Raw genomic sequence first — 19,534 nt, forward strand, 5'->3', positions numbered from 1 at the left:
CGGGCGTCCGGGGCCGATCCGGCGGATCGGCCGCGCGAGCCCGGCCTGATCCGAAAGACGGGCCCTAGGCGGCGTACAGCTCCAGCCGCGCGCCGAACTCCCGCACCACCGCCTCCCCCGCGTACGGCTCCAGGCGCTCCCTCAGATCGTCCAGGTACTCCGCGCCCCGCGACGACCGCAGCGTGCCCAGCAGTTCGAGCGCCTTCGTGCCCGTCCGGCAGGCCTGCTCCACCTCCCGCTGCTGCACCTGCGCCGAGGCGAGCAGCGCCAGGCCGATCGCCCGCCGCCGCGCCCGCGACTCCGGATGACCGGCGATCGACTCCTCCGCCGCCCGCGCCGCCGCCTCCGCCTGCCCCAGGTCCCGGTGGCAGTGCGCCAGTTCGTCCGCGAGGTAGGCCGCGTCGAAGTGGGCGATCCACGCCGGGTCGTCACCCGCCTCGGGATCGGCCCGGTCGAGCGCACGCACGGCGAGGCCCGCCGCCGCCTCGAAGGCGCGCACGTCGCCCATCAGCGCGTGCCCGCGGGCCTCCGCCGCGAGGAACATCGCCTCCGCGCGCGGCGGCACCTTCCCGCGCGCGCCCTCCTGCGCCGCCCGCGCCAACTGGGCGATCTCCCGCGGGTTGCCGAGCTGCGCGGCGAGGTGGCTCATCGAGGCGGCGAGCACATAGCCGCCGTACCCCCGGTCCCCCGCCGCCTGCGCGAGCCGCAGCGCCTGGATGTAGTACCGCTGCGCGAGCCCCGGTTCACCGGTGTCCACCGCCATGTACCCGGCGAGCTCGGTCAGTCGGGCGACGGCCGCGAAGAGCTGCCGGCCGACGGCCTCCCGGTACGAGCCCGACAGCATCCCCGACACCACGCTGTTGAGGTAGTGCACGACCACCGGCCGCACATGACCGCTGCCGAAGCGCCGGTCGAGGTCGACGAGCGCGGCCGTCATCTCCCGTACGGCCGCCACGTCCGCGACCCCGACGCGGGCCCCCGCCATCCGGGCCACATGCGCGTCGGGCCCCGTGATCAGCCAGTCCCTGCTGGGCTCGACCAGGGCCGAGGCCGCGACCGTCGAACCGTTCAGGAAGTCCCGGCGCCCCACGTCGCTGCGCCACAGCTCGCAGACCTGCTCGATCGCCCCGGGCACGGTCGGCGCGAACTGGAGCCCCACCCCGGCGGCGAGGTTCCGGCCGTTGGCCATGCCGACCTCGTCGATCGTGACCGTGCGGCCCAGTTTGCGGCCCAGCGCCTCCGCGATGATCCCGGGCGCCCGGCCGCGCGGCTGCTGCCCGCGCAGCCAGCGCGCCACCGACGTCTTGTCGTAGCGCAGGTCGAGTCCGCGCTCCGCGCCGACCATGTTGACCCTGCGGGCGAGACCGGCGTTGGAGCAGCCGGCCTCCTGGATGAGCGCCTGGAGCCGTTCGTTGAGCTGACGCGGAACGAGTGGCCTGGCTGCCATGAGTACCCCCTGAGGCCGTGCGGTGATCACGAGAGAACTGATCAATGCCCGGCGAATATGCGGTCAATGCAGATGTGAACACGCGAAACCGGACACGTCGGCCGCGAGTCCGAAGCCACCCGCCGCCGGAGCCCCCACCTGTGCGTACCCACCCCCGCTCCCCTCCCCTCCGCGCGCCCCCGCCCGTGCACCCATGCGCCCCGCGTGCAGGATCGATGCGTCAACACGCTCGCCGCCGCGCCCGTAACCCCAGGTGGCGGGGGAAGTTGTGCTCACCGTGGAAGAGACCATGGGAGTCACGGACGCCGCACAGATCCCCAAGCAGCGGGGCGAGCAGCTGCTGGACAGCGCCGTGCGGTACGCGGAAGAGCGGCACTGGGACGTGTTTCCCGGGACCTGGCTGGAAGCCGTCGAGGGCAGGGAGCGCTGCTCCTGCGGCGCCGACGCGTGCGCCGTGCCCGGCGCCCACGCGGTCAGGCCCGACTGGTCGACCCAGGCGACCGGGAGCGGGGTCGGGGCGCGGCGGATGTGGTCGAAGACGCCGAAGGCGTCGATCCTGCTGCCGACCGGCCGCACCTTCGACGCGATCGAGGTGTCCGAGTCGGCGGGCTTCCTGGCGCTCGCCCGGATGGAGCGCATGGAGCTGACGCTCGGCCCCGTGACCTGCACCCCGGACCGCCGGATGTACTTCTTCGTCCTGCCCGGCGCCGCCACCAAGGTGCCGGACCTGGTCCGCAAGCTCGGCTGGGCCCCGGCCTCCATCGACCTCGCCACCCGTGGCGAGGGCCACTACGTGGCGGCCCCGCCCACCCGGATCGGCGGCTTCGGCGCGGTGCAGTGGGCCCGGCGTCCCACCCCGGCGAACCGGTGGCTGCCGGACGCGGAGGAGTTGATCAGCGCCCTCGCGTACGCGTGTGGCCGGGAAGCGGCGGAGGCGAGGAGCCGCACGTAATCACCTGGGAGCCCGGTCGGCCGCGCCCTTAGGGTGTCCCCGTACACACGGGGACGACCGAAAGGTTGACGGACCATGCCTGACCAGGCATTTGACGGAGCGTTCGACAAGGCGGGCACCGCACCGGGGGAAGGTGCGGTGCCCGCGGTGCGCGTCGAGGGGCTGTGGAAGCGTTTCGGCCAGCAGATCGCGGTGAACGGGATCGATCTCGTCCTGCCCGCGGGCCGGTTCATCGGGCTCGTCGGGCCCAACGGGGCCGGCAAGACCACCACCCTCTCCATGATCACCGGCCTGCTGCGGCCCGACCACGGGCGGATCCTCGTCGCCGGGCACGACGTGTGGGCCGACCCGGAGTCGGTCGCCGAGGTCAAGGCCCGCATCGGGATCCTGCCGGAGGGACTGCGGCTCTTCGAGCGCCTCTCCGGCCGTGAACTCCTCGCCTACAGCGGCCGGCTGCGCGGTCTGCCCGGCGCCGAGGTCGACAAGCGGGCGGCGCAGCTCCTCGACGTGCTCGACCTGACCGGCTCGCAGAACAAGCTGGTCGTCGACTACTCGACCGGCATGCGGAAGAAGATCGGCCTCGCGGCCGCGCTCCTCCACAATCCCGAGGTCCTCTTCCTCGACGAGCCCTTCGAGGGCGTCGACCCGGTCTCCGCGCAGACCATCCGCGGCGTCCTGGAGCGGTACACCTCCTCCGGCGCGACCGTCGTCTTCTCCAGCCACGTCATGGAGCTCGTCGAGTCGCTCTGCGACTGGGTCGCCGTCATGGCGGGCGGCCGGATCCGGGCGCAGGGCCCGCTGGCCGAGGTGCGGGGCTCGGCGTCCTCGCTCCAGGAGGCGTTCCTGGAACTCGTCGGCGCGAACGGCCGCTCGGCGGCCGGGGACTCGCTGGACTGGCTGGGCGGCGGTTCGGGTGCGGGCGCGGGCGGTACGCAGCGATGAGCGCCGCCACCTCTCCCGCCACCTCTCCCGTCACCACGACCGCTCCCGTACCGTCGCTCACGTCCGTCTTCGTCCGGCTCAAGCTGGCGCTGCTGCGGAACGGGCTGCGGCAGTCCGGCGGGCGGACCGTCGCGTACATCCTGTCGATCGTCTTCGGCGCCGTCCTCGCCGCGGCCATGGTGCTGGCCTTCGTCCTCCTGCGGGGCAGCGCCGACGCCGACACCGTCGCGATCCTCCTCACCGGGGTCCTCGCGCTGTCCTGGACGGTGATGCCGCTGTTCATCCCGAGCGGCGACGAGACCCTCGACCCCTCGCGGCTCGTGATGCTGCCGCTGCGGCCCCGGCCGCTGGTCCGGGCGCTGCTCGTGGCCTCCCTCGTGGGCGTCGGCCCCGCCCTCACCTTCGTCCTGGCCCTGGGCGCGGTCCTGGCCCTCGCGCACGGCGCGGCCGCCACCGTCCTCGCCGTCCTCGCCGTCCCGCTCACCGCGGTGACGTGCGTGGCGCTGTCCCGGGCCGTGGCCGCCGCCAACGTCCGGCTCCTGACCTCCCGCAAGGGCCGGGACCTGGCCCTGCTGAGCGGTCTGGTCATCGCGGTCGGCATGCAGTTCGTGAACTTCGGCGCCCAGCGGCTCGGCCGGGCCGGCGGCCTCGAATCCCTCGAACCGGCGACGGCCGTCGTCGGCTGGCTGCCGCCGGCCGCCGCGATCGGCGCGGTCGACTCCGCGAGCAAGGGCGACTACGCCGTGGCGGCGGCCCGGCTGCTGCTCACGGCGGCGGTCCTCGTGGCGCTCGTGTACTGGTGGCAGCGGAGCCTGGTGCGGCTGATGGTCGAGCCGGACGGCTCCACGATCGGCGCGGCCTCGGACGCGGGCGCCAAGGAGAAGTCCGCCGGTTCGGGGCTGCTCGCCCGGGTCCTGCCGGGCGGACGCACCGGCGCGGTCATGGAGCGCAGCCTGCGGTACATCTGGCGCGACCCGAAGACGAAGGCGGCGTGGGTGACCTCGCTCGCCATCGGCCTGATCGTCCCCCTCTTCAACGCCTTCCAGGGCGCGGGCTCGATCTACTTCGCGTGCTTCGCCTCCGGCATGCTCGGCATGCTGATGTACAACCAGTTCGGGCAGGACAGCTCGGCGTTCTGGATGGTCGCCCAGACCGTCTCGACGGCGGCCGACGCGTACGCCGAACTCCGGGCGCGGGCCCTGGCCCTGCTCGCGATCACGCTGCCGTTCACGGTGCTCGTGACGGGCGTGACCGCCGCCGTCCTCGGCGACTGGGGGCAGTTCCCCGAGGCCCTCGGCCTGGCGCTCGGCCTGCTCGGCGCGATGGTCGGGACGGGCGCGGTGACCTCGGCGAGCTTCCCGTACTCGATCCCGCAGGACAGCGGCTACAAGAACGTGGCGCCGGGGCAGGGCGGCCTGGCCTGGATCTCGATCATGGGCGGCATGCTCGCGGCCGGTGTGCTGTGCTCCCCGCTCATCGGCGCGACGGTCTACCTCCACGTGTCCGACCAGCAGTCCCTGCTGTGGCTCCTCCTCCCGGCCGGCGCGCTCTACGGCGCGCTCCTGATCCTCGCGGGCCTCAAGCTGGCGGCCCCGCGGACGGCGAAGCGCCTGCCGGAGATCCTGACGGCGGTCAGCAAGGGGTAGGTGCCCCCAGGACGCGGGTGAGGGCGGCGCGGCCGGCCGGGCCCCAGGTCGGCTTCCCGCCCGGGAGGCCCCGCTCGCCCGCGCGGCCGATGGCGATGAGCCCGGCCGCGCGGAGCAGCGCCCAGCCCCGGGCCCGGCGGACGGTGGCCTCGTCGCCCTTCCCGTACGCGTCGAGGAACGGCTCGGCCGCGCCCTCCGGCAGCAGCAGCCAGGCCGCCGAGAGGTCCGTCGCCGGGTCGCCCGCGCAGAGTTCGCCGAAGTCGAGGACGCCGGAGAGGGTGCCGTCCGCGACGGCGACGTTCGCGGGATGCAGATCCCCGTGCAGCCACACCGGCGGGCCCTGCGGACCGGGCGCGGCGAGGGCGTCCTCCCACACCCGCCGTACGACCGCCGGATCGGCGTGGTCGGCCAGGAGCGGGAACCCCTCCTCGAACCCCGCCACGAAGCCCTCAAGCGGGACCCCCCGGTCCGGGTTGGCGGGCGCCTCCCCGGGCGCCTCCCGGTGCAGCGCCCGCAGGAAGCCCCCCAGGGCCACGGCCGCGTGGCCGCCGCGCGTGACGGGGGTCGCGTCGCCCGGCTCGCCCGGCACCCAGCGGGCCACCGTCCAGGTCCCGGGGAAGCGGGCGGACGGCTCCCCGGTGCGCACGGGGACGGGCACGGGCAGCGGGAGCAGCGGCGCCAGCGCGGGCAGCCAGCGGTGCTCCTTGCGCAGCAGGCCCGGGGCCCGTTCGGTACGGGGCATCCGTACGGCCAACTCGTCGCCGAGCCGCCACATCTGATTGTCCCAGCCACCCGGCACCCGCCGCAGCGGCAGCGCCGCCAGGTCCGGGTGCTGATCCCGGAGCAGCGCCCGTACGAGACTCTCGTCGTGATCCACCGCGTCCCCCATGATGCCTCTCCTCCGATCGGCCGACCGGCTTGGAGCCTACGCAGGGAGAACACCGGAACGCCGACCACGAGCCGGCGGGGGCGACCGCGCCGGGCCCGTGGAAATCCCGTTGCCCCGGTGACCGGGCCCCACGATCCTCACCGCATGGACCTCTCACCGCCCGAGCAGGGCCCCGACACCCGCATCGAACTCCCCGACGGGCTCACGCTCCGCGCCTTCGAGGGCGAGGAGGACCTCCCGGAGTTCTTCCGGGTGATCGACGAGTCCGTGGAGCACCTGGGCCCGTGGATGCCGTGGGTCGCCCGGCACGGCCACGGGGAGACGGCCGCGTTCCTGGGCGGCAGGGCGGAGCTGTGGGCGCGCGGGGAGCAGTACAGCTACGCGATCGTGCTCGACGGGGCCATCGTGGGCTCCTGCGGACTGCACCGGCTCGACGACACCCCGGACGGCGCGATCGAGATCGGCTACTGGCTGCACCCGTCGGCCACCGGCCGGGGCCTCGCCACGCGCGCCGCCCGCGCCCTGGTCGAGCAGGCCTTCCGCCTGCCCGGCGTGACGACCGTCGAGATCGTCCACGACGCGGCCAACCACGCGAGCGCCGGCGTCCCCGCCCGCCTCGGCTTCGACGGCGACCTCCGCCGCCCCCACGAGCCGACCGCCCCGGCGGAGACGGGCGAGGACCGGATCTGGCGGCTGCGGAAGCCGGCGGCTCGGCCCTCCTGACTTCCGCAAGCCCGCGCCTCTGGTCACCTTCGTGCTGGAGAAGTCGGCGCTCACCCAACCGCTCAAGGGTCAGAACGCGTTCAGGTCCATCCAGTTCTCGTCCTCGGGGGCGCCCGGGTACAGCCCGCCCGTGCCCTTTCCGGAGTAGAGGACGAGGCAGCCCACGCCCCGGCATCCCTCGCCGACGTAACTGCTGTGGGAGAGGGTCGCGAGGTCGTTCCGGCCGTCGGCGTCAAGGTCTCCGAGGGGGAGGAACGAGGCCATGGCGTTCCAGCCGCCGGAGCCGATCAGCACGCGCGCGCCGACGCCGCCGGTGGCGGTGCCCGGGTAGAACCAGAGCTTGCCGGTGGCGGCTTCGCGGGCGATCAGGTCGGGCCGGTTGTCGCCGTTCATGTCACCGGGTCCGACCAGCGCGTTCATGGTGTTCCAGCCGCCGCTGCCGATGAGCTTGCGGGCACCGAGTCCGGTGGCCGTGCCCGGGTACAGCCACAGCTTGCCCGTGGACCTCTCGACGGCGAGGAGGTCCGAGCGGCCGTCGCCGGCCAGGTTGCCGAAGGCGGTCACGTGGTTCATGGCGTTCCAGCCGCCGGAGCCGATCAGCCTGCGGCTGCCGAGGGCTCCCGTACCGGTGCCCGGGTAGAGCCACAGCTTGCCCGTGGACGCCTCGCGGGCGATGACGTCCTCGCGGCCGTCACCGCTGAAGTCACCGTGCCGGGTGAGGGTGCTCATGGCGTTCCAGCCACCGGTGCCGACCAGGCGGCCGGTGTTGTCACCGGGCAGGAACCAGAGGCGGCCGGCCTCGTCGCGGACGATGACGTCCGACTTCCTGTCGGCGTTCATGTCGCCGAAGCCCGCCGCCTTGGGCGCGGTGTACGCGGCCCACGCCGGGTAGGGCGGAAGGACGCACTCGCGCTCGGTCGGGACGAACTTCACCGAGCTGACGCTGCTCCACGAGTAGCCCCACTCGGTGCCCGCCGGGTCCGGGCCCCAGATGGAGGTGCCGCCGTCGACGTCGTAGTTCGGGGCGTCGTACAGGCAGGCGTACTTGTTCGTGTGGTTGACGACCGACTTGAACGTGTTGTCCCACGTCCCGAGCGTCGCCCGGTTCACGTTCGTCTTGTACATCGTGCCGGTGCCGTTGTCGGACTTCCAGGCACAGAAGTAGCCGGACGGGCAGTCGCGGATCGCGGCCTGCGCCGGTACCGCGCCCGCGCCGAACAGGCCGAGCGAGGTGAGCCCCAGCGTCGTGGCCACCGTGGCCAGGCGCCGCAGCATGGAATTGCGCATCGTTCTCCCTCCCACCGGCGCGGAGGCGTGCTGCTCGACGCGCCGTGGGAGGGACCGTACAGTGCCGGATTCCGGGGGACGCCGTCAGGGGGTGAGCACCCCGTTCAGGAAGGGCTCGACGGCCTCGGCCCAGGCCTCCGGGTGGGTGTAGTGGAGGAGGTGGCCCGCGTCGGGGATCTCCGCGTACGCCCCGTGGGGCAGGACCCTGACCATCTCCTGGGCCTCCGCCCGGCCCAGTTCGCCGTCGAGGCCGCGGACGACGAGGGTGGGGCAGCGGACCTGGGCGAGGGAGTCCCAGTGGGCGTCGTGGACCCAGGTCTCGCGGGAGGTCAGCATCTGCTCCGGCTCGAAGACCGGACGCCAGCCTTCGCGGTGCTCGGCCATCACCTCGGCGAAGAACGCGCCCCGCGCCGGGTTCGGGGTCTCCACCCAGGGGTCCTCGTCGCCGAACCAGCGGTGGACGGCCTCCAGCGACGGGAAGGGCGCGGGCCAGCGGCGGAACCAGTCCTGCCAGGCGCGCTGCGAGGCCGCGCCGAGGGCCGAGGCCCGCATGTCGCAGATGACGAGGGCGCGGACGAGGTCGGGGCGCTCGGCGGCCAGCTGCCAGGCGGTCAGGGCGCCCATGGAGTGGCCGACGAGGGTGACGGGGCCGAGGCCGAGCTGCTCGACGACGGCGGCGGCGTCCGCCACGTACGCCTCGCGGGTGAAGGGGCCGGCCACGGGCTTCTCGCTCGCGCCGTGGCCGCGCTGGTCGAGGGCGACGACCCGGTGGCCGCCGGTGAGGCGGCGGACGGCGGGGGCCCAGTGGCCCGCGTGACCCATCAGGCCGTGGAGGAGTAACACCCCGGGGACGGGAGCCTGCGAGCGTGACCCGGCCGCCTGCGGGGCCGGGGGGAGCTGCGGGGCTCGTGCGGGGCGGGGGACGGGCCGGCCGCCGGGGCGCGCGGCGCTGTCCGGGCCGGGCTGCGGGACGATTCCGGGCCCGGCGGGTCCGGCCGCGTGGTCCGGGGCCGTGTGGTCCCAGGCAGCCAGCCGGACGCCGTCGGCCCCGGTGACGTCGAGTCGTCGCGCCATGGATCCGGCACCCCCTCTTTTCCGTCGAACCTCGCCAGACTATCGAACTCGCATTCGAAAATGCGCTCCTGCCACACAACACCCCTCGTTCGAGTGACAGGGCTCAAGGATTGACGCGCGCTGCCGAGGGGAGATCTTGAGCGGGAGGCGGACCACTCGGGGAAAAGGGGTCCGAGGGGAATGACCTTGAGAGCTCGGGGCTCCAGGTCAGCACAGGGGAGGACAGGCCCCGGCGCCGGAAGGCGCCGGGGCCCTCTGTCGTCCATGGCCCTCATGACCCCACCCCCCTCCGCACCCGGCCCCCACCAGCGTGGCACGGCGAGGGCGCGGGCGTGGCGATTCCGGCGTAAAACGGGGCGCACGACAGGTCGTTGGGCCACCGAGGCCGATCCGATGCGGCTTCGTGACCCGGATCCGCACAACCGGATCACGCTCGCACGGGTCAACGAGGCAGCTCTCTGGTCACCGTCGAGGACGATCCGGGAGCGGTTCCCTGGTGGTCGGTGCTCGGCTGGAGCGTCGGCTTCCCCGCCGCGTACACCGGCTACGTCTGGTGGACCACCACCGCACACGGCGGTGTGACGGGCCTCCTTCGTGGTCGCGCAGTACCACTTCGGCGCCCTCGCCGCCCTCGGCCTGCTCGCACTCGGCCTGTGGGGCGTCCTGGCGCCGTACCTCTGACAGCGGTACGCGAAGGAGGGGCCGCCCGGGCGGCCCCTCCCTCACCTGCCTGCCGGCCTCAGCGCTTCGCGACGAACACGTGCGCCGCGACCTCCGCGTCCAGCTCCGCGGCCTCGCCGCTGCTGCCCACCAGGACACCGCCCGGCGACTCCGACACCGACACCACGGAGCCGGGCTGCACGCCCGCCCTCCGCAGCGTGTACATCAGCTGGGCGTCCGTCTGGATCGGCTCGCCGATCCGACGCACGACCACCGTCTTGCCGCCGCTCGCGTCCAGATCGGCGAGCGACACCATCGAGTCGTCCAGGAACGCCTCGGCCTCCGCCTTCTCGCCCAGCTCCTCCAGGCCCGGGATCGGGTTCCCGTACGGCGACTCCGTCGGGTGACGCAGCAGCTCCAGAACCCGCCGCTCCACGGCCTCGCTCATCACGTGCTCCCAGCGGCACGCCTCGGCGTGGACCTGCTCCCACTCCAGGCCGATCACGTCCACGAGCAGACACTCGGCGAGACGGTGCTTGCGCATCACCCGGGTGGCCAGGCGGCGGCCCTCGTCCGTGAGCTCCAGGTGCCGGTCGCTCGCCACGGCCACCAGGCCGTCGCGCTCCATGCGCGCCACCGTCTGGCTCACCGTCGGGCCGCTCTGGTCGAGCCGCTCGGCGATCCGGGCACGCATGGGGACCACACCTTCTTCCTCCAGCTCGAGGATGGTGCGGAGATACATCTCCGTTGTGTCGATCAGTCCGGACATACGTGCCCCTCGATGAGTCGTGCGCTGGCCCTGCCCCAATTCTGACGCATCGGACCGACAACCGGGCCTCGCCGGGGTGAGGCGGTATTGACAGAGCAATGGTCCAGACCGCACCGTGATCCGCGACCTCGGCGACAGCCACGACGAGAAGGAGCCGCCGCGATGGGCGAGAGCAAGCTGGCCGGACAGTTCTTCGACGCCGCGATCGGCCTGCTCCAGCAGGTGCGCGACGGGGACTCCGCCGAGATCGCCGCCGCCGGAGCCGCGATCGCCGGAGCCGTCGCGAACGGCAACCGCCTCTTCGCCTTCGGCGCCGGACACTCCTCCCTCGCCGCCCAGGACGTCGTCTACCGGGCCGGCGGCCTCGCCCTGATGAACCTGCTCGCCGTCCCCGGCGTCGTCGGCGTCGACGTCATGCCCGCCACCCTCGGCTCCGCCCTGGAACGCGTCGACGGCCTCGCCGGCGCCGTCCTCGACTCGTCCCCCGCCAAGGCCGGCGACGTCCTGATCATCATCTCCCTCTCCGGGCGCAACGCCCTGCCCGTGGAGATGGCCATGAACGCCCGCGCGCTCGGCCTCACCGTCATCGGCGTCACCTCGGTGGCGTACGCGACGGAGACGAAGTCACGGCACGTCTCGGGGACGTACCTCAAGGACCACTGCGACATCGTCCTCGACTCGAAGATCGCCATCGGGGACGCGGAACTCACCCACGAGGGCATCGAGGCGCCCTTCGCGCCCGCCTCCACCGTCGTCACCAGCGCCCTCATGCAGGCCACGATGGCCGCCGCCGCCGAGGAGCTCGTACGCCTCGGCATCGAGCCGCCGCTGCTGCGCTCCGGCAACGTCGACGGCGGACACGAGTGGAACGGGCGCGTGATGACCGAGTACGCCGACCGGATCTTCTTCCGGCACTAGGCCGGTCCGGCTGGGCCGGACCGGTCCGGCTACGCCGCCGGGCGCGGGGCCTTCCCGTGCGGGTCCCTCCCGCGCGGCGGGGCCATCAGCTGGCTCGCCCCGATGCAGACGAGGCCGCCGAGCACGAGCGCGTTCTGGCCGAAGAACCGGACCTCCCAGGAGGGGTCCGGCACGACGCCGAAGTACACCAGACCCGGCAGGAAGACACCCAGGCCCGTCAGCACGGCCCCGGTGCCCAGCAGCCGGGGCCTCGTGACGTGCCGCCGCGACCAGGGCGGGACCCACCCCGTACGGAACGTCACCACGCCCAGCGCGATCGACAGCACCCCCAGGAGCATCCCCGCTCCCACCACCCACACCAGCATGACGCCCCCCACGGCTCTTGGAACTGAGCCCATCGTCGCCCCGCGCTCCGGAGGCCGTCCATGCCGGATCCCGGCAGGATTCACCCCCCTCCGCTGCCCGTCAGCCGCGGTCCAGGACCTGGGTGACGCTCGTGAAGCCGTCCGCGCCGTGGCCCCGGTCCACCGCCCGGAGCGCCAGGGCCTCGGCCGCCCGCATGACGCTCGCGTCGATGCCGTGCGCCTCCGCGGTGTGCACCACATGGGCCATCGTCGACACGGCCGAGGTCAGCGGATTGCCCTCGCCCGAGTACGAGCCGCCGTCCACGTCCTCCGCCCACTCCTGGAACAGCGGCGGCAGGATCGCCCCGATGCCCTGGGCGAACGGCGCGAGCTCCCGCGCCGAGATGCCTTCCGCGCGGGCCACCGCGAGGGCGTGCACGTACCCCGCCATCGACGTCCAGAAGATGTCGAGCAGCGCGACGTCGTACGCCGCGGCCCTGCCGATGTCCTCACCGAGGTGCGTGTGCGTACCGCCCAGGGCGTCGAGCACCCCCCGGTGCTCGCCGTACAGCGGCTCCGGGCCGCTGTGCAGGAACACCCCGGCCGGCGTCCCGATCGTCGGCGTCGGCGTCATGATCGCGCCGTCCAGGTAGCCGACGCCGTGCTCCGCCGCCCAGCGGCCGGTGTCCCGGGCACGCTCCGGGGTGTCGGCGCTGAGATTCACCACGGTCCGGCCCTTGAGCGCGTCCGTGACGGCCGACTGCCGCAGCACCGAATCCGTGGCGTCGTAGTTGACCAGGCAGATCACCGTGAGCGCGCTCGCGGCGACCGCCTCCTCGGCGCTCGCGGCCAGGACCGCGCCCCGCGCGGCGAGGTCACTCTCCCTGCCCGGGGTGCGGTTCCACACCGTGGTGCGCACCCCGGCGTCCAGGAACGCGCCGGCCAGCGCCCGGCCCATCGGACCGAGACCGAGAACGGTGACCGAAAACTGCTCGTCGGAAGAGGACATGACGGAACTCCCTTGTACATACGTGAGACACAGAGACGACTGAGGAAGAAGGAGAGGGACGCGCATGACACGCCTCCGGGCCCAGGACACGAACGTCTGCGGCGTCACGGCCGCGATCGCCGTGATCGACGGCAAATGGAAGACGTCGCTGCTGTGGCTGCTGGAATCCGGCCCGCACCGTCCCGGCGAACTGCGCCGCAGGGTCCCCGAGATCAGCGAGAAGGTGCTGACCCAGGCGCTGCGGGAGATGGAGACGGACGGTCTCGTGCACCGCGAGGTGCACGACGTGCTGCCGCCGAAGACCGTCTACTCGCTGACGGAATTCGGTCGCGAACTCTCCGGACTGCTCGGCCCGTTGTCGGACTGGGGCCATCGCCGGCTGGACCGGCTGGCGGAGGCGCGGGCCGCCTCCTGAGGCCCTGTCGCTCCCCTCTCCGTCCCGGGCCACCACCAGGTTCTCCCGGGCGCCGGACCCCGACAAGTACCCACAAAAAAGTGGGTGTACGGAGAGACCCCCGCCCCCGGGGACCCTCCCGCTACTCCTGGTCGGCCAGGTCCAGGGACGCCGCCACCCGGGCCGCCACCGCCTCCGCGTACACCACGTCCTCGCGCTCGAACGGCCGGCGGCAGGCGGCCCGCAGGAACGTCAGGACGCCCAGGGTCCGGCCCCGGGAGCGCAGGACCACGCACAGCGCGTGGGCCGCGTCCCCCGGCCACTGGTGGGCCTCCGCCCACACCTCGGCGGTCCGGCCCGCGCTCGCCCGCACCGTGCCCACCCGGTCCCAGGCCTGGAGCGCCGGATGCCTCGGCCCGTACCGCAGCGGGATGCCGCCGCCCACCACGGGCGACGACGGGCCGGGGGCGGCGCCCGCCGGGGTGGCCAGGGCCCGCGTGAGACGCCGCTCGCCCGCCGGACGGTCCACCAGGGCGTGGTCGGCGAACCCGGCCAGGGAGAAGTCGAGCAGCACCGCCGCCGCCTCCGCCGGATCCTCGCACTCCGCGACCGCCGCGCCCGCCCGGTGCAGCTGACTCCACCGGAACCGCAGCCGGTCCGCCTCGCGCGCCGCGAGCCGCTCCTCCGTGACGTCCTGGAACAGCCAGGCCACGCCCAGCGGCACGGGCTGCTCCGCCATCGGCGACGACAGCAGCAGGAAGCCGCTGCGCCAGCACCGGCGCCGCTCCTCCGAGGCCGTCCCGAGCGTCACCCAGACCTCGGCCGGCGCGGGCGGCGTACCCTCCGCCAGGACGTGCTGGAGGGCCGCCTCCAGCTCCTCGGCGCCGTGCGTGACGACGTCACCGAGCGGCCGCCCGAGCAGGGCCGTGCGCCCGGTCCCGAAGGCCCGGGCCGCGTGCGCGTTGACCATGGCGGGGCGCAGATCGGCGTCGACGAGGACGACGCCCCAGGAGGCGTCGTCGAAGAGCGCCTCGCTCAGGGCGACGGAACGCTCCAGATCGAGCTGGACGTGGACCTCGCTGAACGCGCAGTACACCCCCGCGGGGCCACCGTCCGCGCCGCGCACGCCCGCGGCCTGGCTCCGCACGAGGACCCGCCCGCCGTCCTTGCGGAGCAGCACGAACTCGTGGACCTGACGGCCGGGGCCCTTCATGGCCCCCATCAGCCGGCCCAGGGTCTCCTCGGCGTCCGCGCTCCGCGCCGCCCAGCCCTCGAACCCGCGCCGCCCGACCGCCTCCCCGGCGGACCAGCCGAGAATCCGCTCGGCCTCCCGGTTCCAGTGCGTGACCGTCCCGTCGGCGTCGAACGCGCAGAGCGCGGCGTCCATCCCGTCGAGCAACGCGGCCAACAGATCGGCCCCCGCCCCCGGGACGGACACGGCATCGCTCGTGGCCCCCGTGAATGCACTCATCCAGGCACCCCCCATGCTGCGACCATTCAACTGGAACGTGACACAGAGCACACCCCTGTTCCGCGAATTGAATAAATGGGTTGAGGCGCGCGCGGACGCTTCCTAGGGTGTGGGTACACGCGAAAGGAGGTGATCCGAAAAAATGGTTTCTTTTCGGACTCGTGAGGTGACTGCGGGCTAAGGCCTGCCAGTCGCACTCTGTGCACCTCGGCAGGCCTTCTGCCGAACACCAACGCAGTCACCCGACCCGTGAGTCGCCGGCAGTCCGGCCGGCAGGCTCCGTCCGAACCTAGGCGGACGGTGCCAAGACCCACGGGTCGTCTGCGTTTCCGGCCCCGGTCAGGGTGCCAGTCGCTCCACCCGCCAGGTCCCGGGGGCCTCGTGGACGTAGCGGAGGCGGTCGTGGAGGCGGTTCTCGTGGCCCTGCCAGAACTCGACCGCCTCGGGGACGACGCGGACACCGCCCCACTCCGGGGGGACGGGGACCTGTCCGGGTTCCGGGTAGCGGGCGGCCAGGTCCTCGTAGCGGGCGAGCAGGTCCGCGCGGGAGGCGATGACCTGGGACTGCGGGCTCGCCCAGGCGCCGAGCTGGGAGCCGTGCGGGCGGGTGCGGAAGTAGGCGACCGTCTCGTCGCGGCCGATGTGGACCGCGCGGCCGGTGACGATGACCTGGCGCGCCAGCGGATGCCAGGGGAAGAGCAGCGAGGCGTACGGGTTGGCCGCGAGCTCCTTGCCCTTGCGGGACTCGTAGTTGGTGAAGAAGACGAAGCCGGCCTCGTCGTAGTGCTTCAGGAGGACCGTCCGGGAGGACGGGCGGCCTTCGGGGGTCGCGGTGGAGACGATCATCGCGTTGGGCTCGTGGATCGCCGGGTTCGCGGCGGTCTCCTTGAACCAGCGGGCGAACTGGCCGATCGGTTCGGGCGCGAGGTCGGCCGCGGAGAGCTCCGTGGTGCGGTACTGCTCGCGCATGTCGGCGGGATCCAGGGCGTCGGTCACAGGGCCATCCTGCCGCAGCGCCCCAGTCTGCCCGGCACCACGGGGCGCTAATCCTCTCTCGCCGAATCGGCGGAGTGTGCCGGATGTCACGCTTCCCCGCATCATCGGAACCGTACAGACTCTTCGGCTGGATGACTGTTGATTCCCCACCATCGACCAACACGGTTGATCGATCATCGATAGAGGAGCCGCCTGATGTCCGACTTCGTACCCGGGCTCGAGGGAGTCGTCGCGTTCGAGACGGAGATCGCCGAACCCGACAAGGAGGGCGGCGCCCTCCGCTACCGCGGGGTCGACATCGAGGACCTCGTCGGTCACGTCTCCTTCGGGAACGTCTGGGGGCTGCTCGTCGACGGCGCGTTCAACCCGGGCCTGCCGGCCGCCGAGCCCTTCCCGATCCCCGTCCACTCCGGTGACATCCGGGTCGACGTGCAGTCCGCGCTCGCGATGCTCGCGCCCGTGTGGGGCCTCAAGCCGCTTCTCGACATCTCCGCCGAGCAGGCCCGCGACGACCTCGCCCGCGCGGCCGTCATGGCCCTCTCGTACGTCGCGCAGTCCGCGCGCGGCCAGGGCCTCCCCATGGTCCCGCAGAGCGAGATCGACAAGGCCGAGTCGGTCGTCGAGCGCTTCATGATCCGCTGGCGCGGCGAGCCCGACCCGAAGCACGTCAAGGCCGTCGACGCCTACTGGACCTCCGCCGCCGAGCACGGCATGAACGCGTCCACGTTCACCGCCCGCGTGATCGCCTCCACCGGCGCCGACGTGGCCGCCTCCCTCTCCGGTGCCGTCGGCGCCATGTCCGGCCCGCTGCACGGCGGCGCGCCGTCCCGCGTCCTCGGCATGATCGAGGAGATCGAGCGGACCGGTGACGCCACCGCGTACGTGAAGCAGGCCCTCGACAAGGGCGAGCGCCTCATGGGCTTCGGCCACCGCGTCTACCGCGCCGAGGACCCCCGCGCCCGCGTGCTCCGCCGTACGGCGAAGGAGCTGGCCGCGCCGCGCTTCGAGGTCGCCGAGGCGCTGGAGAAGGCCGCCCTGGAGGAGCTGCACAACCGCCGCCCCGACCGGGTCCTCGCGACGAACGTCGAGTTCTGGGCGGCGATCGTGCTGGACTTCGCCGAGGTCCCGGCGCACATGTTCACGTCGATGTTCACGTGCGCGCGTACGGCCGGCTGGTCCGCGCACATCCTGGAGCAGAAGCGCACCGGGCGGCTCGTGCGCCCGTCGGCCCGCTACACGGGTCCCGGTCAGCGGAACCCGCGCGAGATCGAGGGTTACGAGGACATCGCCGGCTAGATCCGGCGACCGACGGACGACGGTCGGCAACCGACGGTCGGCAACCGACGGCCGGAGCAGGAGCCGGAGCAGGAGCCGGTGGTACCTGGCGAGCCCGCACAGCCCCGCCAGGCCCACCGGCCCCGCACCGTCCGTCCTCAGGCCCGCGAGCCCGACATGGTCCTCAGGGCCGTCGGGCCCGGCCCCTCCTCAGCCCCGCGAGCCCGCACGGCCCTCAGTCCCGCACGGCCCGGAAGGGCGCGTCCTAGACCAGCTGCGCCGACTGGTCCTGCGCGAGCAGGAGGTCCGCGTGGTGGCGGGCCGTGGTCAGCGGGTGGGCGCGGAGCTTGCCCTTGAGTTCGTTGCGGCCGTACTCGGCGAACAGCGGGTTCGCCGGGTCGGCCGTGACGCCGGGGGCGCGGTCCGCGAAGGGGAACTCCAGCGGCGCGATCCGGGCGTCCAGGCGCGGGTTGTAGAAGAACGGCACGGAGAATCGTTCCGTCGCCCCGGGCGGCGAGACCACGCGGTGGTTCGTCGCGATCAGGTAGCCGTTGGTGGCGACCTCCAGGAGCTCGCCCAGGTTGACGACGAAGGCGCCCGGCAGCGGCGGCACGTCGTGGAAGTTCCCGTCCTCGCGCTGCACCTGGAGTCCGCCGACCTGGTCCTGGAGCAGCAGGGTGAGGAAGCCGTAGTCCTTGTGCGCGCCGACGCCCTGGTCGTCGCCCTCGCCGCTGCTGCCCGGGTAGCGCACCAGCTTGAGGTGCGGGTGGGCGCGCGGGCCGAAGATGTCGTCGTAGAAGTCCGCGGGCGCGCCGATGGAGGCGAGCAGCTCGTGGAGGAGGCGCTCGGCGACGCCGCTGAGGCGGTCGATCCAGTGGAGGGCGGCCGTGCGGAGCTCGGGGAGGGCGGCGGGCCACTGGTTGGGGCCTTCGAGCCACCAGTACGGGGGCTCCCAGGGCGCGGGGTCGCGCGCGGGGCGCTCGGCGCCGATGTCGAGCTGGTCGCGCCAGTCGCGGGCGCCGGCGGTGCGCTCGTCGCCGATGCGCGTGTAGCCGCGGAAGTGCGGCGAGTTGATGTTGTCGAGGGCGAGCCGGTCGGCCTCGGGCAGGGCGAAGAACGCGTGCATGGCGGAGGTGAGGGCCCGCGTCTCGGTCTCGGTGATCCCGTGCCCGATGAGCTGGAAGAAGCCCACGTCGTGGGCGGCCGAGTGGAGCTGCGCGTGCAGCAGCTTCCTGGCCTGGGGATCTCGGTCTGCCGCCGAGAGATCGACGATCGGGAGCTGCGAGGGGTACGAGCTGTTCGTCATGTATGCATCCGCGGGGTGTACGGGTGCCCGGGGCGGCCGCCAAGGGTGGGGCGGGGGCCACGGGTGCCGGTCGGCTGGGGCTCGGACGAGGGACCGAAGGGGTGTGGAGTGGTACCCCGGAAGGTCAGGCGGAGCGGCGACAGCCCATGCTCGTGACGCGGACGAAGTCCACGTGGCGACGGCGTACGAGCAGGAGCATGCAGTCAGCGTACTGCGGGAGGGTCGGGGCGACTGTGGTGCGCGTCACGTCCCGGCCGTGATGGCTCAAAGTCTGTTCAAAGTGGCGCGTGTACGCGAAGATCGCCGCCACGCATGGCGAGTACACGCCAGGCTTCCCGTCGCAGCATCCCATCGCAGGAGGATGTCCATGACCCGCCGCACCTCTCGTGGCCTGGTCGCCGCGGCCGCCGTCACCGTGGCCACCGCCACCGCGGCACTGCTCCCGTCCGCGGGAGCCTCCGCCGCCGCGCCGGCTCAGGCCCGTGTCTTCATGGTGAACCCGGTCCAGTCCTCGGGCGACCAGTCGCTCGCCGACCACAAGGACGCGGCGAGCGACGTCCCCGCCTCCGCGTACGCCACCGTCGCGCTGCGCAACCTCGACGCGAGCGGCGCCCTGTCCGGCAGGTGGGTGGCCGTCCGTTCGGAGACCGGGAACCCGGCGAAGGCCGCCGACGCCGCCTCGTTCGACCGCCATGACGACGAGTTCGAGCAGGTCATGGCGTACTTCTGGGTCAACGAGGCACAGGAGTACCTCCAGGGCCTCGGCTTCGGCAGCGAGCTGCGCGGGGCGAACGACCGGGTGCAGCCGGTCCGCCTCAACCAGTGGGGCGCCGACAACTCCTTCTTCACCGACAAGAAGGCCGAGATCCGCTTCGGCAAGGGCGGTGTGGACGACGCCGAGGACGCCGAGGTGATCGTCCACGAGTACGGTCACGCGGTGCACAACGCCCAGGTTCCGGGCTTCGGCAGCTCCCCGGAGGCGGGCGCGATCGGCGAGGCCTTCGGCGACTACCTGGCCGTGGAGGTCGGCGCGAACGCGGTCACGAAGTACGGCTGGCCGATGAAGGCCGACCTGGCCTGCGTCGGCGACTGGGACTCCACCGGCTACAGCGCGGCCCCGCACTGCCTTCGCCGGATCGACGGGACCAAGACCTACGCGGACCGCGAGGGCGAGGTCCACGCCGACGGCGAGATCTGGTCCCGCGCGCTCTTCGACATCCGGAACAGGCTGGGTGCCCGCACCGCCGACCGGATCATCGTGAACGCGCAGTTCGGCTTCGCCGCCGACACCAGCTTCCAGGACGCGGCCCTGACGACGGTCGCGACGGCGCAGAAGATGTACGGGACGCAGGCCGCGACGGCCGTGCGCGACGCCTTCCGGGCGCGCGCGATCCCGGGGGTCTAGGCCCGCGAGCCCGGCCTGATCGGCAAG

At 73.2% G+C, this 19,534-nt stretch carries 19 protein-coding genes; 8 read left to right on the forward strand and 11 right to left on the reverse strand.

The window, feature by feature from the left end:
* Nucleotides 1–64: 64 nt before the first annotated feature.
* On the reverse strand, nucleotides 65–1,447 hold the full coding sequence (locus tag IE237_RS04955) for an NsdA family TPR-like regulatory protein (RefSeq protein WP_189800512.1): 1,383 nt from the start codon (nucleotides 1,445–1,447) through the stop codon (nucleotides 65–67).
* Between the two features lie 289 nt (nucleotides 1,448–1,736).
* Here IE237_RS04955 and IE237_RS04960 point away from each other — a divergent pair, with 289 nt between their 5' ends.
* The 3 genes from IE237_RS04960 (at nucleotide 1,737) to IE237_RS04970 (ending at nucleotide 4,987) form a co-directional block, all read left to right on the forward strand.
* Nucleotides 1,737–2,399 carry a bifunctional DNA primase/polymerase gene (locus tag IE237_RS04960; protein ID WP_229842255.1) on the forward strand — a complete coding sequence of 221 codons (663 nt, stop codon included), beginning with the start codon at nucleotides 1,737–1,739 and terminating at the stop codon, nucleotides 2,397–2,399.
* Nucleotides 2,400–2,474: 75 nt separating this feature from the next.
* Nucleotides 2,475–3,341 carry an ABC transporter ATP-binding protein gene (locus IE237_RS04965; RefSeq protein WP_189800514.1) on the forward strand — a complete coding sequence of 289 codons (867 nt, stop codon included), beginning with the start codon at nucleotides 2,475–2,477 and terminating at the stop codon, nucleotides 3,339–3,341.
* Nucleotides 3,338–4,987 (forward strand): transporter, encoded by a 1,650-nt coding sequence (locus tag IE237_RS04970; RefSeq protein ID WP_189800515.1) that lies wholly within the window; start codon nucleotides 3,338–3,340, stop codon nucleotides 4,985–4,987. Before IE237_RS04965 ends, IE237_RS04970 begins: the two co-directional genes overlap by 4 nt.
* Here the strand turns inward: IE237_RS04970 and IE237_RS04975 are convergent.
* On the reverse strand, nucleotides 4,974–5,876 hold the full coding sequence (locus IE237_RS04975) for an aminoglycoside phosphotransferase family protein (RefSeq protein WP_189800516.1): 903 nt from the start codon (nucleotides 5,874–5,876) through the stop codon (nucleotides 4,974–4,976). The two genes, IE237_RS04970 and IE237_RS04975, sit on opposite strands and share 14 nt — an antisense overlap.
* Before the next feature lie 144 nt (nucleotides 5,877–6,020).
* On the opposite strand from IE237_RS04975, the gene IE237_RS04980 reads away from it, so the two are divergent.
* Nucleotides 6,021–6,599, forward strand: a complete 579-nt coding sequence (locus IE237_RS04980) for a GNAT family N-acetyltransferase (protein ID WP_189800517.1) — start codon at nucleotides 6,021–6,023, stop codon at nucleotides 6,597–6,599.
* 69 nt (nucleotides 6,600–6,668) lie between these two features.
* Here IE237_RS04980 and IE237_RS04985 read toward each other — a convergent pair whose 3' ends face one another.
* From IE237_RS04985 to IE237_RS04995, 3 genes are all read right to left on the reverse strand, one after another.
* The gene (locus IE237_RS04985) at nucleotides 6,669–7,886 is read right to left on the reverse strand and encodes a peptidase inhibitor family I36 protein (protein ID WP_189800518.1); all 1,218 of its coding nucleotides are present in this window, start codon (nucleotides 7,884–7,886) and stop codon (nucleotides 6,669–6,671) included.
* An 84-nt stretch (nucleotides 7,887–7,970) separates the two neighbouring features.
* On the reverse strand, nucleotides 7,971–8,960 hold the full coding sequence (locus tag IE237_RS04990) for an alpha/beta fold hydrolase (protein WP_189800519.1): 990 nt from the start codon (nucleotides 8,958–8,960) through the stop codon (nucleotides 7,971–7,973).
* Between the two features lie 739 nt (nucleotides 8,961–9,699).
* Nucleotides 9,700–10,389, reverse strand: a complete 690-nt coding sequence (locus IE237_RS04995) for an iron-dependent transcriptional repressor DtxR (RefSeq protein WP_053644941.1) — start codon at nucleotides 10,387–10,389, stop codon at nucleotides 9,700–9,702.
* A gap of 162 nt (nucleotides 10,390–10,551) precedes the next feature.
* Here IE237_RS04995 and IE237_RS05000 point away from each other — a divergent pair, with 162 nt between their 5' ends.
* A complete protein-coding gene (locus tag IE237_RS05000; protein WP_189800520.1) occupies nucleotides 10,552–11,307 on the forward strand; it encodes an SIS domain-containing protein in 756 nt (251 codons plus the stop codon).
* 29 nt (nucleotides 11,308–11,336) lie between these two features.
* Here the strand turns inward: IE237_RS05000 and IE237_RS05005 are convergent, their stop codons facing one another.
* Both IE237_RS05005 and IE237_RS05010 read right to left on the reverse strand, forming a co-directional pair.
* On the reverse strand, nucleotides 11,337–11,672 hold the full coding sequence (locus IE237_RS05005) for a hypothetical protein (protein ID WP_229842256.1): 336 nt from the start codon (nucleotides 11,670–11,672) through the stop codon (nucleotides 11,337–11,339).
* A 100-nt stretch (nucleotides 11,673–11,772) separates the two neighbouring features.
* Nucleotides 11,773–12,660, reverse strand: coding sequence for an NAD(P)-dependent oxidoreductase (locus tag IE237_RS05010; protein WP_189800521.1), 888 nt, complete (start codon nucleotides 12,658–12,660; stop codon nucleotides 11,773–11,775).
* A gap of 64 nt (nucleotides 12,661–12,724) precedes the next feature.
* Between IE237_RS05010 and IE237_RS05015 the strand changes: the two genes are divergently transcribed.
* Nucleotides 12,725–13,075, forward strand: coding sequence for a winged helix-turn-helix transcriptional regulator (locus tag IE237_RS05015; protein ID WP_189800522.1), 351 nt, complete (start codon nucleotides 12,725–12,727; stop codon nucleotides 13,073–13,075).
* A gap of 121 nt (nucleotides 13,076–13,196) precedes the next feature.
* Here the strand turns inward: IE237_RS05015 and IE237_RS05020 are convergent, their stop codons facing one another.
* Entirely contained in the window at nucleotides 13,197–14,525 is a 1,329-nt protein-coding gene (locus IE237_RS05020) for a PAS domain-containing protein (protein WP_189800523.1), read from the reverse strand.
* A gap of 339 nt (nucleotides 14,526–14,864) precedes the next feature.
* Nucleotides 14,865–15,494, reverse strand: coding sequence for a pyridoxamine 5'-phosphate oxidase (gene pdxH, locus IE237_RS05025; RefSeq protein WP_229842293.1), 630 nt, complete (start codon nucleotides 15,492–15,494; stop codon nucleotides 14,865–14,867).
* Nucleotides 15,495–15,716: 222 nt separating this feature from the next.
* Here pdxH and IE237_RS05030 point away from each other — a divergent pair, with 222 nt between their 5' ends.
* On the forward strand, nucleotides 15,717–16,817 hold the full coding sequence (locus IE237_RS05030; RefSeq protein WP_189800525.1) for a citrate synthase 2: 1,101 nt from the start codon (nucleotides 15,717–15,719) through the stop codon (nucleotides 16,815–16,817).
* 244 nt (nucleotides 16,818–17,061) lie between these two features.
* Here the strand turns inward: IE237_RS05030 and IE237_RS05035 are convergent, their stop codons facing one another.
* Nucleotides 17,062–18,102 carry an isopenicillin N synthase family dioxygenase gene (locus tag IE237_RS05035; RefSeq protein ID WP_189800526.1) on the reverse strand — a complete coding sequence of 347 codons (1,041 nt, stop codon included), beginning with the start codon at nucleotides 18,100–18,102 and terminating at the stop codon, nucleotides 17,062–17,064.
* A 124-nt stretch (nucleotides 18,103–18,226) separates the two neighbouring features.
* A complete protein-coding gene (locus IE237_RS41280) occupies nucleotides 18,227–18,349 on the reverse strand; it encodes a hypothetical protein (RefSeq protein ID WP_267259004.1) in 123 nt (40 codons plus the stop codon).
* 120 nt (nucleotides 18,350–18,469) lie between these two features.
* Between IE237_RS41280 and IE237_RS05040 the strand changes: the two genes are divergently transcribed.
* Nucleotides 18,470–19,507 carry a M4 family metallopeptidase gene (locus tag IE237_RS05040; RefSeq protein WP_189800527.1) on the forward strand — a complete coding sequence of 346 codons (1,038 nt, stop codon included), beginning with the start codon at nucleotides 18,470–18,472 and terminating at the stop codon, nucleotides 19,505–19,507.
* Nucleotides 19,508–19,534: the final 27 nt, after the last annotated feature.

The sequence above is a fragment of the Streptomyces tanashiensis genome, from assembly GCF_014648895.1.
Taxonomy (GTDB): domain Bacteria; phylum Actinomycetota; class Actinomycetes; order Streptomycetales; family Streptomycetaceae; genus Streptomyces; species Streptomyces tanashiensis.